The following is a 14982-nucleotide window of genomic DNA, read 5'->3' on the forward strand; positions in this document are numbered from 1 at the left end:
CATGAAGCAGATCCTCTTCTCCGGGACGATCGGGCTCTTCCTGACCCTGATCGGCACCCCGCTGCTGATCAAACTGCTGGCCAAGAAGGGCTACGGGCAGTTCATCCGCGATGACGGCCCCCGCACCCACGGCAGCAAGAAGGGCACGCCCACCATGGGCGGCATCTCCTTCATCCTGGCCACGATCATCGCCTACGCCCTGACGAAGGTGATCACCTCCAGCGACCCGACCTTCTCGGGCATCCTGGTGCTCTTCCTCTTCGCGGGCATGGGCCTGGTCGGCTTCCTCGACGACTACATCAAGATCGTCAAGCAGCGGTCGCTGGGCCTGCGGGCCAAGGCGAAGATGGCCGGCCAGCTGATCGTCGGCATCGCCTTCGCGGTGCTCTCGCTCCAGTTCGCCGACCTGCGGGGGGCGACTCCGGGGTCCGACCGGCTCTCGTTCACCCAGGACTTCGGCTGGCAGATCGGCCCGGTGCTGTTCGTCATCTGGGCGCTGTTCATGATCCTGGCGATGTCCAACGGCGTGAACCTCACCGACGGCCTCGACGGTCTGGCCACCGGCGCCTCGGTGATGGTCTTCGGCGCGTACACCTTCATCGGCATCTGGCAGTACCAGGAGTCCTGCGCCAACCAGATCACCGCCGGACCCGGCTGCTACGAGGTGCGCGATCCACTCGACCTGGCCGTCGTCGCCTCCGCCCTGATGGGCGCCTGCTTCGGCTTCCTGTGGTGGAACACCTCGCCCGCCAAGATCTTCATGGGTGACACCGGTTCGCTGGCGCTGGGCGGAGCCCTCGCCGGCCTCGCGATCTGCTCCCGCACCGAGCTGCTGCTGGCCGTCCTCGGCGGTCTGTTCGTCCTGATCACCATGTCCGTGGTCATCCAGGTCGGCTCGTTCCGGATGACCGGCAAGCGGGTCTTCCGGATGGCGCCACTACAGCACCACTTCGAACTAAAGGGGTGGTCCGAAGTCCTTGTGGTGGTCCGCTTCTGGATCATCCAGGGCATGTGCGTGATCGTCGGTCTGGGCATCTTCTACGGCGGTTGGCAGGCGGCGAAGTGACCGGGTACGACCCGCGCGCCCCCCAGGACTTCGCCGGCAGGCACGTCACCGTCGCCGGCCTCGGCGTGAGCGGCGTCCCCGCCGCCCGCGCCCTGGCCGGCCTCGGCGCCCGCGTCACCGTCGTCAACGGCAGCGACGGCGAACGGGAGCGGGCCCAGGCGGCCGAACTGGAACAATGGGCAGCGGCGCGAAGCGCCTCCGGGGAGGGGGGCGTCACGGTCCGGCTCGGCGACGGGGAGACCCTGCCCGAGGGCACCGACGTGGTCGTGACCTCCCCCGGGTGGAAGCCCACCAGCCCGCTCTTCCTGGCGGCCGCGGAGGCCGGCGTCCCCGTCTGGGGCGACGTCGAACTCGCCTGGCGGCTGCGCGGTCCCGACGCGGCGCCCTGGCTGGCGGTCACCGGCACCAACGGCAAGACCACCACCGTCCGGATGCTGGCCTCGATCCTGGCCGCGGCCGGTCTGCGCACCGCCGCGGTCGGCAACATCGGCGTTCCGCTGGTCGACGTGGTGCTCGGCGAGGGCCGGGCGGAGGGGACGACCTACGACGTCCTGGCCGTCGAGCTCTCCAGCTACCAGCTGCACTGGGCCCCGTCGGTGCGGGCGCACTCCGCGGCCGTCCTCAACCTCGCCCCGGACCACCTCGACTGGCACGGCTCCATGACGGCGTACGCCGCCGACAAGGGGCGGATCTACGAGGGCAACACCGTCGCCTGCGTCTACAACGTCGCCGACCCGGCGACCGAGGACCTGGTCCGGGCCGCCGACGTCGAGGAGGGCTGCCGGGCGATCGGCTTCACCCTCGGCACCCCCGGCCCCTCCCAAGTGGGCGTTGTCGACGGCATCCTCGTCGACCGCGCCTTCGTGGAGAACCGTCAGCAGCAGGCCCAGGAGCTGGCCGAGATCGCGGACATCGCGCCTGCCTCCGGCAAGCCGGCCCCGCACAACGTCGCCAACGCGCTGGCCGCCGCGGCGCTGGCCCGCGCCTTCGGCGTCCCGGCCGCCGCGGTCCGCGACGGACTGCGCTCCTTCCACCCGGACCCGCACCGCATCCAGCACATCGCGGACGTCGCCGGGGTCTCCTACGTCGACGACTCCAAGGCCACCAACACCCACGCCGCCGAGGCGTCGTTGGCGGCGTACGAGAACATCGTGTGGGTCGCCGGCGGGCTGGCGAAGGGCGCCACCTTCGACGAGCTGGTGCGCACCGCCGCCGGGCGGCTGCGCGCAGTGGTCCTGATCGGCGCCGACCGGGCGCTGATCCGCGAAGCGCTCGGGCGACACGCCCCCGATGTCCCGGTCGTCGACCTCGACCGGACCGACACTGGGGCGATGTCCGAGGCGGTCCGGGAGGCGGCCCGGCTGGCCGAGGCCGGCGACACCGTCCTGTTGGCCCCGGCCTGCGCCTCGATGGACATGTTCGTCAATTACAACAAGCGGGGCGAGGCGTTCGCCGACGCGGTGGGCGAACTGGCCGCCGCGGGTCACTAGCCCGGTTCTCCCCGCTGCCGTCGTCGCCGGCGGCGAGCGCACCCGTGGAGGGGACGAGGATGACCGCCCGATCGGCGAAGCCGGCCCGGCCGAGCCCGGTGCGTCGGACCCCCGCGAAGGTGCGCCCGCTGCGGGCCGGCCGGCCCCCGGCCGGCCCGCGCGGGCTCTACACCCGGGCCAAGCGCGCCTGGGACCGCCCGTTGACGGCCTACTACCTCATCCTCGGCGCCCCCCTGCTGGTCATCGTCCTGGGGCTGGTGATGGTCTACTCGGCGTCACAGATCAAGGCCCTCCAGTCCGGGCTGGCGCCGTCGTACTTCTTCCGCAAGCAGCTCCTGGCGGCCGCCATCGGCGCCGGGTTGCTGCTGCTCGCCTCCCGGATGCCCGTGCGACGGCACCGGATGCTGGCGTACCCGCTGCTGGCCGGCTCGGTGTTCCTGCTCTGCCTGGTGCAGATCCCGGGCATCGGGGTCTCGGTCAACGGCAACCAGAACTGGCTCAGCCTGGGCGGCCCTTTCCAAGTGCAACCGAGCGAGTTCGGCAAGCTCGCGCTCGTCCTGTGGGCCGCCGACCTGCTCGCCCGCAAGGAGGAGAAGAAGCTGCTGACGCAGTGGAAGCAGCTGTTGGTTCCACTGACGCCGGTGACGTTTCTCCTGCTCGGGCTGATCATGCTCGGCGGCGACATGGGCACCACGATCATCCTCACCGCGATCCTCTTCGGGCTCCTGTGGTTGGCCGGCGCCCCGACCCGCCTCTTCGCGGCGGTGCTGGGCTCGGCCACGGTGCTCGGCGTACTGCTGATCAAGACCAGCGCCCACCGGATGTCCCGGCTCGCCTGCCTCGGCGCGACCGATCCGGGCCCCGGCGACCAGTGCTGGCAGGCCGTGCACGGCATCTACGCACTGGCCTCGGGCGGACTCTTCGGTTCCGGGCTCGGGGCGAGTATGGAAAAATGGGGAGAACTCCCTGAACCGCACACCGACTTCATCTTCGCCATCACCGGGGAGGAACTGGGACTGGCGGGGACGCTGTCGGTGCTCGCCCTCTTCGCGGCTCTAGGCTATGCGGGTATCCGCGTGGCCGGACGCACGGAGGACCCCTTCGTACGGTACGCAGCGGGAGGCGTGACCACCTGGATCATGGCTCAGGCCGTGATCAACATCGGTGCGGTGCTCGGTCTGTTGCCGATCGCCGGTGTCCCGCTGCCGCTGTTCTCCTACGGGGGCTCCGCCCTGCTGCCGACGATGTTCGCCGTCGGGCTGCTGATCGCCTTCGCGCGTGACGAGCCCGCCGCACGGGCGGCGTTGACGGCCCGGTCGGCGCGGAAGCCGGTGTCCGGAAGGAGACCGGCTGGGGTGAGATGGAAGACGATGAGACGGCGCGTTAAGAGGCGGCCGTCCGGAGAGCGGTGAATTTCGGTGCATGTCGTACTCGCCGGTGGGGGGACCGCCGGCCACATCGAGCCCGCGCTCGCCCTCGCGGACGCCCTGCGGAGGCAGGACCCGACCGTGGGGATCACGGCACTCGGCACGGAGCGCGGCCTGGAGACCCGACTGGTCCCCGAGCGCGGCTATGAGCTGGGCCTGATCCCGGCCGTGCCGCTGCCCCGCAAGCCCACCCCCGAACTGATCACCGTCCCCGGGCGGCTGCGCGGCACGATCAAGGCCGCCGAGCAGATCCTGGAGCGCACCAAGGCGGACTGCGTCGTCGGCTTCGGTGGCTACGTGGCGCTGCCCGGCTACCTGGCGGCCAAGCGGCTCGGGGTGCCGATCGTCGTCCACGAGGCCAACGCCCGCCCCGGCCTGGCCAACAAGATCGGCTCGCGGTACGCCAAGTACGTCGCCGTCAGCACGCCGGACAGCAAGCTGCGCGGCGCCCGTTACGTGGGTATTCCGCTGCGCCGTTCCATCGCCACCCTGGACCGGGCCGCGATGCGGCCCGAGGCGCGTGCCGCGTTCGGCCTCGACCCCAACCTGCCGACCCTGTTGGTGTCCGGCGGCTCCCAGGGCGCCCGCCGCCTGAACGAGGTCGTCCAGGCGGCCGTGCCCGCGCTCCAGCGCTCCGGCATCCAGGTGCTGCACGCGGTGGGACCGAAGAACGAACTGCCGCACGTCGACAACATGCCGGGGATGCCCCCCTACGTCCCGGTACCGTACGTGGACCGGATGGATCTCGCGTACGCCGCGGCCGACATGATGCTGTGCCGCGCGGGCGCGATGACCGTCGCCGAGCTGTCCGCCGTCGGGCTGCCGGCCGCCTTCGTCCCGCTGCCGATCGGCAACGGCGAACAGCGGCTCAACGCCCAGCCGCTGGTCAACGCGGGCGGTGGCCTGCTGGTCGACGACGCCCAGCTGACCCCGGACTGGGTGCAGAACAACGTGCTCCCGGTCCTCGGCGATCCGCACCGGCTGTACGAGATGTCCCGCTCGGCCTCGGAGTTCGGCCGCCGGGACGCCGACGAGTTGCTGGTCGGCATGGTCTACGACGCGATCGAGCAGCACCGCAAGTAGCGGACGAGAGAAGGCGGAGAGCGTGGCCGGACCGACCACCGCCAGGCGCGGAGCGAAGAAGTCACCGGCCGGCCCGCGCTCTTCGCCGCCCTCCGGCGGCCTGCGCCTCCGGCTTCCGACGCCTCGACTGCGCCGTCCGAGCCGCCGCGGTGTGATCATCATCGCGGTGCTCGCGGCGCTGCTCGGAGGGTTCGGCACCTGGGCGCTCTACGGCTCGGACTGGCTCCGGTTGGAGCGGGTCCGGGCGACCGGCACCGACGTGCTCACGCCGGCGGAGGTGGTCGCCGCCGCGGCCGCCCCCGTCAACGCGCCGCTCGCCTCGGTGGACACCGACGCGGTGCGGCGCCGACTGCTCGCCCGGCTCCCGCGCCTCAAGAGTGTTGAGGTCACCCGTTCATGGCCGCACACCCTCGGTCTGGAAGTGACCGAAAGGACGCCGGAACTGCTGCTGCAAACGAACGGGAAGTTCGAAGAGGTGGACGCGGAAGGTATCCGGTTCGCCACGGTGAGCCGCGCGCCCAAGGGTGTTCCGCTTCTGAACCTGTCGGTTTCCGACTCCCCGAGTTCGCACCGTTTCGGAACCGGTCGATTGCTGCGCGCCGCGGTCACCGTCGCCGGGGACCTCCCCGCCGCGGTCCGCAAGGACGTCCGCACCCTCCGGGTCCGCTCCTACGACTCCATCACCCTCGAACTCGCAGGTGGTCGCACGGTGATGTGGGGCAGCCGCGAACAGGGTGCGGAAAAGGCGAAGGTGCTGGCCGGGCTGTTGAAGGCCGCGCGTGACGCGCACCACTTCGACATCTCGGTCCCCAGTGCGCCCGCGGTGTCCGGGAGTTGACGTACCGCGCCGCAGGCCAGCACCCTGGATGGCTACGACTATGGGTGATCACATAGGGTGAAAAGAAAAACGGGAGGTTCGGCGTGTTCGTTGAACGCGCGCGCCTTGTCGACTTAGTGTCTCGTTCCAAAGGGACCGTGGGACCAGGAACACAGGCACAGTAACCCTAAACTTCAGGGTTAGGGTTTGGGTCGGCAGAGCGGACCATCCCTTCGGCATCAGTCGGCGTCCACACGCAATGTGCGGCGACGACACGTAAATCGAGGCGAGAGGCCTTCGACGTGGCAGCACCGCAGAACTACCTCGCAGTCATCAAGGTCGTCGGCATCGGCGGCGGTGGCGTGAACGCCATCAACCGGATGATCGAGGTCGGGCTCAAGGGCGTCGAGTTCATCGCGATCAACACCGATGCGCAGGCGTTGCTCATGAGCGACGCCGACGTCAAGCTCGACGTCGGCCGCGAGATGACGCGCGGACTCGGCGCCGGCGCCAACCCGGACGTGGGCCGCAAGGCGGCCGAGGACCACCGCGAGGAGATCGAGGAGGTCCTCAAGGGGGCCGACATGGTCTTCGTGACCGCGGGTGAGGGCGGCGGCACCGGCACCGGTGGTGCCCCGGTCGTCGCCAACATCGCCCGCTCGCTGGGGGCCCTGACGATCGGTGTGGTCACCCGGCCGTTCACCTTCGAGGGCCGCCGCCGCGCCAACCAGGCCGAGGACGGCATCGCGAGCCTTCGCGAAGAGGTCGACACCCTCATCGTGATCCCCAACGACCGTCTGCTGTCCATCTCGGACCGTCAGGTGAGCGTGCTGGACGCGTTCAAGTCCGCGGACCAGGTGCTGCTCTCGGGTGTCCAGGGCATCACCGACCTCATCACGACCCCGGGCCTGATCAACCTCGACTTCGCCGACGTCAAGTCCGTGATGTCGGAGGCCGGCTCCGCGCTCATGGGCATCGGCTCGGCGCGCGGCGACGACCGTGCGGTGGCCGCCGCGGAGATGGCGATCTCCTCGCCGCTGCTGGAGGCGTCCATCGACGGTGCCCGCGGCGTACTGCTCTCCATCTCCGGCGGGTCCGACCTCGGCCTCTTCGAGATCAACGAGGCCGCCCAGCTGGTCAGCGAGGCCGCGCACCCCGAGGCCAACATCATCTTCGGTGCGGTCATCGACGACGCGCTGGGCGACGAGGTCCGGGTCACCGTCATCGCCGCCGGGTTCGACGGCGGTCAGCCGCCGGCCCGCCGGGAAGCGCAGCAGGCCGGCATGCCCGCCCCGAAGCGCGAGGAGCCCGCCCCGGCGCCGGTCCGCCCGACGGTGCCCCCGGCCGACCCGCCGCGCACGGCGCCGGCGTTCGGCGGCCTCGGTGCCGTCCCGCCGGTCCGGGACGAGTCCTCGGTGTCGTCCGACTCCTCGTCGCTGGGCGAGGTCTCCGCCCCGCCGACCGGCGGTCCTTCGGTTCCCCCGGCCCGTCCGTACTCGGACTCCGCGGCCGAGGAGCTGGACGTCCCCGACTTCCTGAAGTGATGTAAAGCACCGACGTGATAGGGCAACAGCACCACGAGAGCGGCGCGCACTTCGCCTTCACCGACAGGTGGGGCGGGGTGAGCGCCGCTCCGTATGAGCAGCTCAACCTGGGCGGCGCGGTGGGCGACGACCCCGCGGCCGTCCGTACCAACCGCGACCTGGCGGCCCGGGAACTGGGCCTCGACCCGGCCGCGGTGGTCTGGATGAACCAGGTCCACGGCCGGGACGTGGCCGTGGTCGACGGACCCTGGGGGGAGGGCGACGTCCCGTCCGTGGACGCGGTGGTGACCACCCGTCGGGGACTGGCGCTGGCCGTACTGACCGCCGACTGCACCCCGGTCCTGCTCGCCGACCCGGTCGCCGGGGTCGCGGGAGCCGCGCACGCCGGGCGCCCCGGCCTGGTCGCCGGGGTCGTGCCGGCGGTCGTCGCGGCGATGACCGCCCGGGGCGCGGAGCCGTCCCGGATCCTCGCACACGTCGGTCCCGCGGTCTGCGGGCGCTGCTACGAGGTGCCCGAGGCGATGCGCGCCGACGTCGCCGCGGTGGTGCCCGAGGCGTGGGCGACCACCTCCTGGGGCACCCCGTCGGTGGATGTCACCGCCGGGGTTCGGGCCCAACTCGCCGCGGCCGGTGTGCGGTTGCGCACGCAATCACCCCTCTGTACCCGTGAGTCGGCGGACCACTTCTCGTACCGTCGCGACCGCACGACCGGGCGGCTCGCGAGCTACGTCTGGCTCGGGGACGTCCCCGGAGAGGCTGCGCCGTGAGCGACGTTCGCAAAACGCAACTGGCCGACAACCTGGCGCGGGTGGAGGATCGTATCTCCACGGCCTGTGCCAAGGCCGGCCGGGCGCGTGACGAGGTCACGCTGATCGTCGTCACCAAGACCTACCCCGCGAGCGACGTCCGTCTGCTCGCGGAGCTGGGGGTCCGTCAGGTCGCCGAGAACCGTGACCAGGAGGCGGCGCCCAAGGCGGCCGAATGTGCTGATTTGTCGCTCACTTGGCACTTCGTCGGTCAATTGCAGACCAACAAGGTGCGATCCGTGGCCCGTTATGCCGGGATCGTGCAGTCGATCGACCGACCGCGGCTCGCCACCGCACTGTCCAAGGAGGCGGTGCGTTCCGGGCGCGAGCTGGGTTGCCTGATCCAGGTGGCGCTTGACGCCGACTCAGGCGAAACGGGGCGGACCACCGGGGACCGCGGCGGGGCGGCGCCGGAGGGCGTCGCCGAACTCGCCGACGCGATCGCCGGTTCCCAAGGGCTGCGGCTGGACGGCCTGATGACCGTCGCGCCGCTGGCCGGGCCGTACGCGGGACGTCAACGCGCCGCTTTCGAGCGGCTCATGGAAATCTCATCCGACCTGCGCGCGAACCATCCTGCTGCCACCATGGTGTCGGCAGGGATGAGTGCGGACCTTGAGGACGCGGTGGCTGCCGGGGCGACACATGTGCGCATCGGTACCGCGGTACTCGGAGTCCGACCACGGCTCGGGTAACGTCGCCAAGCAAGTCGGACCACAGCACAAAATATGGTCATTCCCGCAGGAAGCGGGCAGGCCGAGTGGATCCAAGGCCCCCGGTGACGGAGCCGATCCACCACAGAGCGGAGGACGCAGAGAATGGCCGGCGCGATGCGCAAGATGGCGGTCTACCTCGGCCTCGTGGAGGACGATGGGTACGACGGCCGGGGGTTCGACCCCGACGACGAGTTCGAGCCCGAGCTTGACCCGGAGCCCGACCGCGGGCGGCGGCAGCAGCATCAAGTGCAGCCCGAAACACGCCCGGAACGGGAGGAACCGGTCCGCGCCGTAACGCCCCCCGCTCCGCGTGAACCCGCCCCGCTCGCCGCGGAAAGCGGACGACCCGCGCGTATCGCCCCCGTGGCATCCATCACACCCGAACGTCCGAACCTGGAGAAGAACGCACCGGTGATCATGCCCAAAGTTGTGTCCGAGCGGGAGCCTTACCGCATCACCACACTTCACCCCCGGACCTACAACGAAGCCCGTACCATCGGGGAACACTTCCGTGAGGGCACTCCGGTGATCATGAATCTCACGGAGATGGACGACACGGACGCGAAGCGACTTGTCGACTTTGCGGCCGGTCTGGTCTTCGGACTGCACGGCAGCATTGAGCGGGTGACGCAGAAGGTGTTCCTGTTGTCGCCTGCTAACGTCGATGTCACGGCGGAGGACAAGGCCCGTATCGCAGAGGGCGGGTTCTTCAACCAAAGCTGAGACGCAACACCGGGCACACCAGGGCCGTAAGGTCTGACGGAGAACCAAGGGGAGAGGGAAGCGCGAGATGAGTGTCGCTGGTCAGGTGATCTACATCGCGCTGTATTGCTTCCTGATCCTCCTGATCTTCCGACTGGTGATGGACTACGTGTTCCAGTTCGCCCGTTCATGGCAACCCGGCAAGGCGATGGTGGTGATTCTTGAGGCCACCTACACTGTCACCGATCCGCCACTCAAGCTTCTGCGGCGGGTCATCCCGCCGCTGCGTCTCGGGGGCGTGGCGCTCGACCTGTCCTTCTTCGTATTGATGATCATCGTCTACATCCTGATCACCGTCGTGAGAACGGTGTTGTTGGTGTGAACGATACGGTCTTGCCGATTGCCGACGACTACGTTGAGGTGAAGTAGAGATGCCGTTGACCCCCGAGGACGTGCGGAACAAGCAGTTCACGACCGTCCGCCTCCGAGAAGGCTATGACGAGGACGAGGTCGATGCCTTCCTCGACGAGGTCGAGGGCGAACTGACCCGCCTGCTCCGGGAGAACGAGGACCTGCGCGCCAAGCTGGCCGCCGCCACTCGTGCCGCCGCGCAGAACCAGCAGCAGGGTCTGCGCAAGGGTCCCGACCAGCAGCAGGAGCAGCAGCAGCGGCCGGGGGCTCCGGTGCCCGCCGCCATATCCGGTCCGCAGCCGGTTCCGCCGCAGCAGCAGGGGATGGGTGGCCCGCCCCAACTGCCCGGTGGTGCACCGCAGCTGCCCCCCGGTCCCGGTGGCCACGGTCCTGGTGGCCACGGTCCGCAGGGCCCGCACGGCCCCGGCCCGATGGGCCCGGGCGGCCCCATGGGCGGTCCGCTCGGTGGTCCCGGACAGCAACTGCCGCAGCCGGCCCAGCAGCAGGGCGGCCCCGGTGGTGACAGCGCGGCCCGCGTGCTGTCGCTGGCACAGCAGACCGCCGACCAGGCGATCGCGGAGGCCCGTTCCGAGGCCAACAAGATCGTCGGCGAGGCGCGCAGCCGTGCCGAGGGCCTGGAGCGGGACGCCCGCGCCAAGGCCGACGCGCTGGAGCGGGACGCGCAGGAGAAGCACCGCGTGGCGATGGGCTCGCTGGAGTCGGCCCGCGCGACGCTGGAGCGCAAGGTCGAGGACCTGCGGGGCTTCGAGCGCGAGTACCGCACCCGTCTGAAGTCGTACCTGGAGAGCCAGCTGCGTCAGCTGGAGAACCAGTCCGACGACTCGCTGGCCCCGCCGCGGACCCCGGCTGCCGCCTCGCTGCCGCCGTCGCCGTCGATGGCGTCGGCCGGTGCGGGCACCATGGGCGGCAACCACACCATGGGTGGCGGCCCGTCGATGGGCGGCAACCACTCCATGAGCAGCCCGTCCAGCGGCGGTCCGTCCTACGGCGGCCAGCAGCAGATGTCGCCGGCGATGACCCAGCCGATGGCGCCGGTGCGGCCGCAGGGCCCGTCGCCGATGCAGCAGACGCCGTCGCCGATGCGCGGCTTCCTCATCGACGAGGACGACAACTGACGCACGGCTGACGCCGGTACGGCGCACAGAGTCGGCAATCAGGGCCGGGCCCCGAGGGAGTTCCCTCGGGGCCCGGCCCTTTTGCTGCCCTCCTCCTTGTGGGGGGCGCGGTCGGTGGCGCGAGGGGGCGGACAAGAGTGCAGGCCCCGGCGCGGAGTGCGCCGGGGCCTGCGGGCGGGCCGTGCGGCCCGGTCGTGCTTGCCGTGCTTCCGTGCTCCGTTACGCCTTGCGGAGGTGGAAGGTCAGGGACAGGGCCTCGTCGGTGAAGGCCGGGCCGTAGGACCCGTCCGGTTCGCCGGCGGCGAAGTCGGTGGCCAGCACCTCGTCGGAGATCAGGGCGGTGTGGTCGGCCAGGGCCGTCCGCACCTCGTCGTCGTCGGCCGTCCAGCGCAGCGCGATCCGGTCGGCGACGTCCAGGCCGCTGTTCTTGCGGGCCTCCTGGATCAGCCGGATCGCGTCGCGGGCCAGGCCGGCGCGGCGCAGCTCCGGGGTGATCTCCAGGTCCAGGGCGACCGTCGCGCCCGCGTCGGAGGCCACCGACCAACCCTCGCGCGGGGTTTCGGTGATGATGACCTCCTCCGGGGTGAGGGCGACGGTCTCGCCGTCCACCTCGACGCTCGCCGTGCCGTCGCGCAGCGCGAGCGAGAGGGCGGCGGCGTCCGCGGTGGCGACGGCCTTGGCGACCGCCTGGACGCCCTTGCCGAACCGCTTGCCCAGGGCCCGGAAGTTGGCCTTGGCGGTGGTGTCCACCAGGGAGCCGCCCACCTCGGAGAGGGAGGCCAGCGAGCTGACGTTCAGCTCCTCGGCGATCTGGTCGCGCAGGTCGGCGGAGAGGTCCGCGAAGCCGTGCGCGCCGACCAGCGCGCGGGACAGCGGCTGGCGGGTCTTCACCCCGGACTCGGCGCGGGTGGCGCGGCCCAGTTCGACCAGGCGGCGCACCAGCTGCATCTGCGCGGAGAGCGCCGGGTCGATCAGCGTGCGGTCGGCGACCGGCCAGGTGGTGAGGTGCACCGAGTCCGGGGCGTCCGGGCTGACCGGAACGACCAGGTCCTGCCAGACCCGTTCGGTGATGAACGGGACGAGCGGGGCCATCAGCCGGGTGACGGTCTCGATGACGTCGTGGAGGGTGCGCAGCGCGGCGGCGTCGCCCTGCCAGAAGCGGCGGCGGGAGCGGCGCACGTACCAGTTGGAGAGGTCGTCGACGAAGGCGGAGAGCAGCTTGCCGGCGCGCTGGGTGTCGAAGCCCTCCAGGGCGTCGGTCACCCCCTCCACCAGGCTGTTGAGCTCGCCGAGCAGCCAACGGTCCAGCAGCGGGCGCTCCGCCGGGGCCGGGTCGGCCGCGGACGGCGCCCACTGGGCGGTGCGGGCGTAGAGCGCCTGGAAGGCGACGGTGTTCCAGTACGTCAGCAGTGTCTTGCGGACGACTTCCTGGATGGTGCCGTGGCCGACCCGGCGGGCCGACCAGGGGGAGCCGCCGGCGGCCATGAACCAGCGGACCGCGTCGGCGCCGTGCCGGTCCATCAGCGGGATCGGCTGGAGGGTGTTGCCCAGGTGCTTGGACATCTTCCGGCCGTCCTCGGCGAGGATGTGGCCCAGGCAGACGACGTTCTCGTACGAGGACTTGTCGAAGACGAGCGTGCCGACGGCCATCAGCGTGTAGAACCAACCGCGGGTCTGGTCGATGGCCTCGGAGATGAACTGCGCCGGGTACCGCTTCTCGAAGAGCTCCTTGTTGCGGTACGGGTAGCCCCACTGTGCGAACGGCATCGAGCCGGAGTCGTACCAGGCGTCGATGACCTCCGGGACGCGGACCGCGGTCAGCGTGCAGCCCTCGTGGGTGCAGCCGAAGGTGACCGCGTCGATGAACGGGCGGTGCGGGTCCAGGCCGGACTGGTCGGTGCCGGTCAGTTCGGACAGCTCGGTGAGCGAGCCGACGCAGGTGAGGTGGCCCTCCTCGCAGCGCCAGATGGGCAGCGGGGTGCCCCAGTAGCGGTTGCGGGACAGCGCCCAGTCGATGTTGTTGTTCAGCCAGTCGCCGAACCGGCCGTGCTTGACCGACTCCGGGAACCAGTTGGTGTTCTCGTTCTCCCGCAGGAGGGCGTCCTTGACCGCGGTGGTGCGGATGTACCAGGACGGCTGGGCGTAGTAGAGCAGCGCCGTGTGGCAGCGCCAGCAGTGCGGGTAGCTGTGCTCGTAGGCGAGGTGGCGGAAGAGCAGGCCGCGGGCGTCGAGGTCGGCGACCAGCGCCTCGTCGGCCTTCTTGAAGAACTGGCCGCCGACGAGCGCCAGCTGCTCCTCGAAGGTGCCGTCCGGACGGACCGGGTTGATCACCGGGAGGCCGTACGCGCGGCAGGTCCTCAGGTCGTCCTCACCGAACGCGGGGGCCTGGTGGACCAGGCCGGTGCCGTCCTCGGTGGTGACGTACTCGGCGTTGACGACGAAGTTGGCGCCGTCGAGGTCGACGAGCTGGAAGGGGCGCTCGTAGGCCCAGCGCTCCATCTCGCGGCCGGTGAAGGACTCGCCGGTGGCCGTCCAGCCTTCGCCCAGCGCCTTCTCCAGCAGCGGCTCGGCGACGACCAGCTGCTCGGTGCCGTCGGTGGCGACGACGTAGGTGACGTCGGGGTGCGCGGCGACGGCGGTGTTGGAGACCAGGGTCCAGGGGGTGGTCGTCCAGATCAGCAGCGCGGCGCGGCCGGCCAGCGGGCCGGAGGTCAGCGGGAGGCGGACGAAGACCGAGGGGTCGACGACCGTCTCGTAGCCCTGCGCCAGCTCGTGGTCCGACAGGCCGGTGCCGCAGCGCGGGCACCAGGGGGCGACGCGGTGGTCCTGGACCAGCAGGCCCTTGGAGAAGATCTCCTTCAGGGACCACCACACCGACTCGATGTAGTCGGGGTCCATGGTGCGGTACGGGGCGTCCAGGTCCGTCCAGTAACCCATCCGCGTGGTCAGCTCGCCGAAGGCGTCGGTGTGCCGGGTCACCGACTCGCGGCACTTGGCGTTGAACTCGGCGATGCCGTACGCCTCGATGTCCTTCTTGCCGTTGAAGCCCAGCTCCTTCTCCACGGCCAGCTCGACCGGGAGGCCGTGGCAGTCCCAGCCGGCCTTGCGGTCGACGTGGTAGCCCTGCATCGTGCGGAACCGGGGGAAGACGTCCTTGAAGACGCGGGCCTCGATGTGGTGGGCGCCGGGCATGCCGTTGGCCGTCGGGGGGCCCTCGTAGAAGACCCACTCGGGGCGGCCCTCGGACTGCTGGAGGGTGCGGGCGAAGACCTTCCGCTCCTGCCAGAAGTCGAGCACCGCGTGCTCCAGGGCGGGCAGGTCTACCTGGGCTGGTACCGGGCGGTACTGGGGTGTGGGACTCATCGGTTCCTCCGGCGGACACCTGGGTGCGTTCTCCGACCGGAGGGACGAGAGCACGGGCTCCCGCGGTACCACCCTCCTTGACGGCGCTTCGCGCACCGTCCCCTCATTGGGGTCGCGCTGCCGGTTCTAGTGGCCCCGGGGCGATCCGTGGGCTTTCTTCCGGCGGCTCCGGGGTGATCTTCACGTCATGCACGCCCCCGGGCTCGCACCGTCCCCGGGTCGCTGCTGGCTGCGTACGACGCTACTCGTCCCATCAATGCCTTTCGCTGCGCCCAGTGTAAAGGGCCGTGCCGACGGGGGCCGACCGGTTTACGGGCTGCCGGATCGGGCCGCTCGGGCGGGGCGGCGCGGCACCGTCCGTCCGGCCGGCGGGTGACCCGAATGGCAAAGTCGGCAGACCGTCTCATTCCGGGCGGATTACCGC

General features: G+C 70.7%; 12 protein-coding genes. 11 read left to right on the forward strand and 1 reads right to left on the reverse strand.

What is annotated here, in order from left to right:
- Window position 1 precedes the first annotated feature (1 nt).
- The 11 genes from mraY (at window position 2) to ACLJT4_RS03555 (ending at window position 11195) form a co-directional block, all read left to right on the forward strand.
- The gene (gene mraY / locus ACLJT4_RS03505; RefSeq protein WP_016574588.1) at window positions 2–1066 is read left to right on the forward strand and encodes a phospho-N-acetylmuramoyl-pentapeptide-transferase; all 1065 of its coding nucleotides are present in this window, start codon (window positions 2–4) and stop codon (window positions 1064–1066) included.
- Complete coding sequence (gene murD / locus ACLJT4_RS03510; protein ID WP_411120925.1) at window positions 1063–2556, forward strand: UDP-N-acetylmuramoyl-L-alanine--D-glutamate ligase; 1494 nt, start codon at window positions 1063–1065, stop codon at window positions 2554–2556. The genes mraY and murD overlap by 4 nt, the downstream gene beginning before the upstream one ends.
- A 59-nt stretch (window positions 2557–2615) precedes the next feature.
- Window positions 2616–3968: a putative lipid II flippase FtsW gene (ftsW, locus tag ACLJT4_RS03515; protein WP_411120926.1), complete on the forward strand. Its 1353-nt coding sequence runs from the start codon at window positions 2616–2618 to the stop codon at window positions 3966–3968.
- A 6-nt stretch (window positions 3969–3974) separates the two neighbouring features.
- Window positions 3975–5066, forward strand: coding sequence for an undecaprenyldiphospho-muramoylpentapeptide beta-N-acetylglucosaminyltransferase (gene murG, locus ACLJT4_RS03520; protein ID WP_411120927.1), 1092 nt, complete (start codon window positions 3975–3977; stop codon window positions 5064–5066).
- A 22-nt stretch (window positions 5067–5088) separates the two neighbouring features.
- Window positions 5089–5904, forward strand: a complete 816-nt coding sequence (locus ACLJT4_RS03525) for a cell division protein FtsQ/DivIB (RefSeq protein ID WP_411120928.1) — start codon at window positions 5089–5091, stop codon at window positions 5902–5904.
- Window positions 5905–6185: 281 nt separating this feature from the next.
- Window positions 6186–7427, forward strand: coding sequence for a cell division protein FtsZ (ftsZ, locus tag ACLJT4_RS03530; RefSeq protein ID WP_411120929.1), 1242 nt, complete (start codon window positions 6186–6188; stop codon window positions 7425–7427).
- A gap of 14 nt (window positions 7428–7441) precedes the next feature.
- A complete protein-coding gene (gene pgeF / locus ACLJT4_RS03535) occupies window positions 7442–8194 on the forward strand; it encodes a peptidoglycan editing factor PgeF (protein ID WP_411120930.1) in 753 nt (250 codons plus the stop codon).
- On the forward strand, window positions 8191–8925 hold the full coding sequence (locus tag ACLJT4_RS03540; RefSeq protein ID WP_411120931.1) for a YggS family pyridoxal phosphate-dependent enzyme: 735 nt from the start codon (window positions 8191–8193) through the stop codon (window positions 8923–8925). Before pgeF ends, ACLJT4_RS03540 begins: the two co-directional genes overlap by 4 nt.
- Window positions 8926–9048: 123 nt before the next feature.
- Window positions 9049–9669 carry a cell division protein SepF gene (locus tag ACLJT4_RS03545; RefSeq protein ID WP_016575127.1) on the forward strand — a complete coding sequence of 207 codons (621 nt, stop codon included), beginning with the start codon at window positions 9049–9051 and terminating at the stop codon, window positions 9667–9669.
- Window positions 9670–9736: 67 nt separating this feature from the next.
- Window positions 9737–10030 carry a YggT family protein gene (locus ACLJT4_RS03550; RefSeq protein ID WP_016575128.1) on the forward strand — a complete coding sequence of 98 codons (294 nt, stop codon included), beginning with the start codon at window positions 9737–9739 and terminating at the stop codon, window positions 10028–10030.
- Between the two features lie 49 nt (window positions 10031–10079).
- Window positions 10080–11195 (forward strand): DivIVA domain-containing protein, encoded by a 1116-nt coding sequence (locus ACLJT4_RS03555; RefSeq protein WP_411120932.1) that lies wholly within the window; start codon window positions 10080–10082, stop codon window positions 11193–11195.
- Between the two features lie 219 nt (window positions 11196–11414).
- Here the strand turns inward: ACLJT4_RS03555 and ileS are convergent, their stop codons facing one another.
- On the reverse strand, window positions 11415–14558 hold the full coding sequence (gene ileS, locus ACLJT4_RS03560; RefSeq protein ID WP_411120933.1) for an isoleucine--tRNA ligase: 3144 nt from the start codon (window positions 14556–14558) through the stop codon (window positions 11415–11417).
- Between the last annotated feature and the right edge of the window lie 424 nt (window positions 14559–14982).

The sequence above is a fragment of the Streptomyces sp. x-19 genome (assembly GCF_046549115.1).
Lineage (GTDB): Bacteria > Actinomycetota > Actinomycetes > Streptomycetales > Streptomycetaceae > Streptomyces > Streptomyces albulus_C.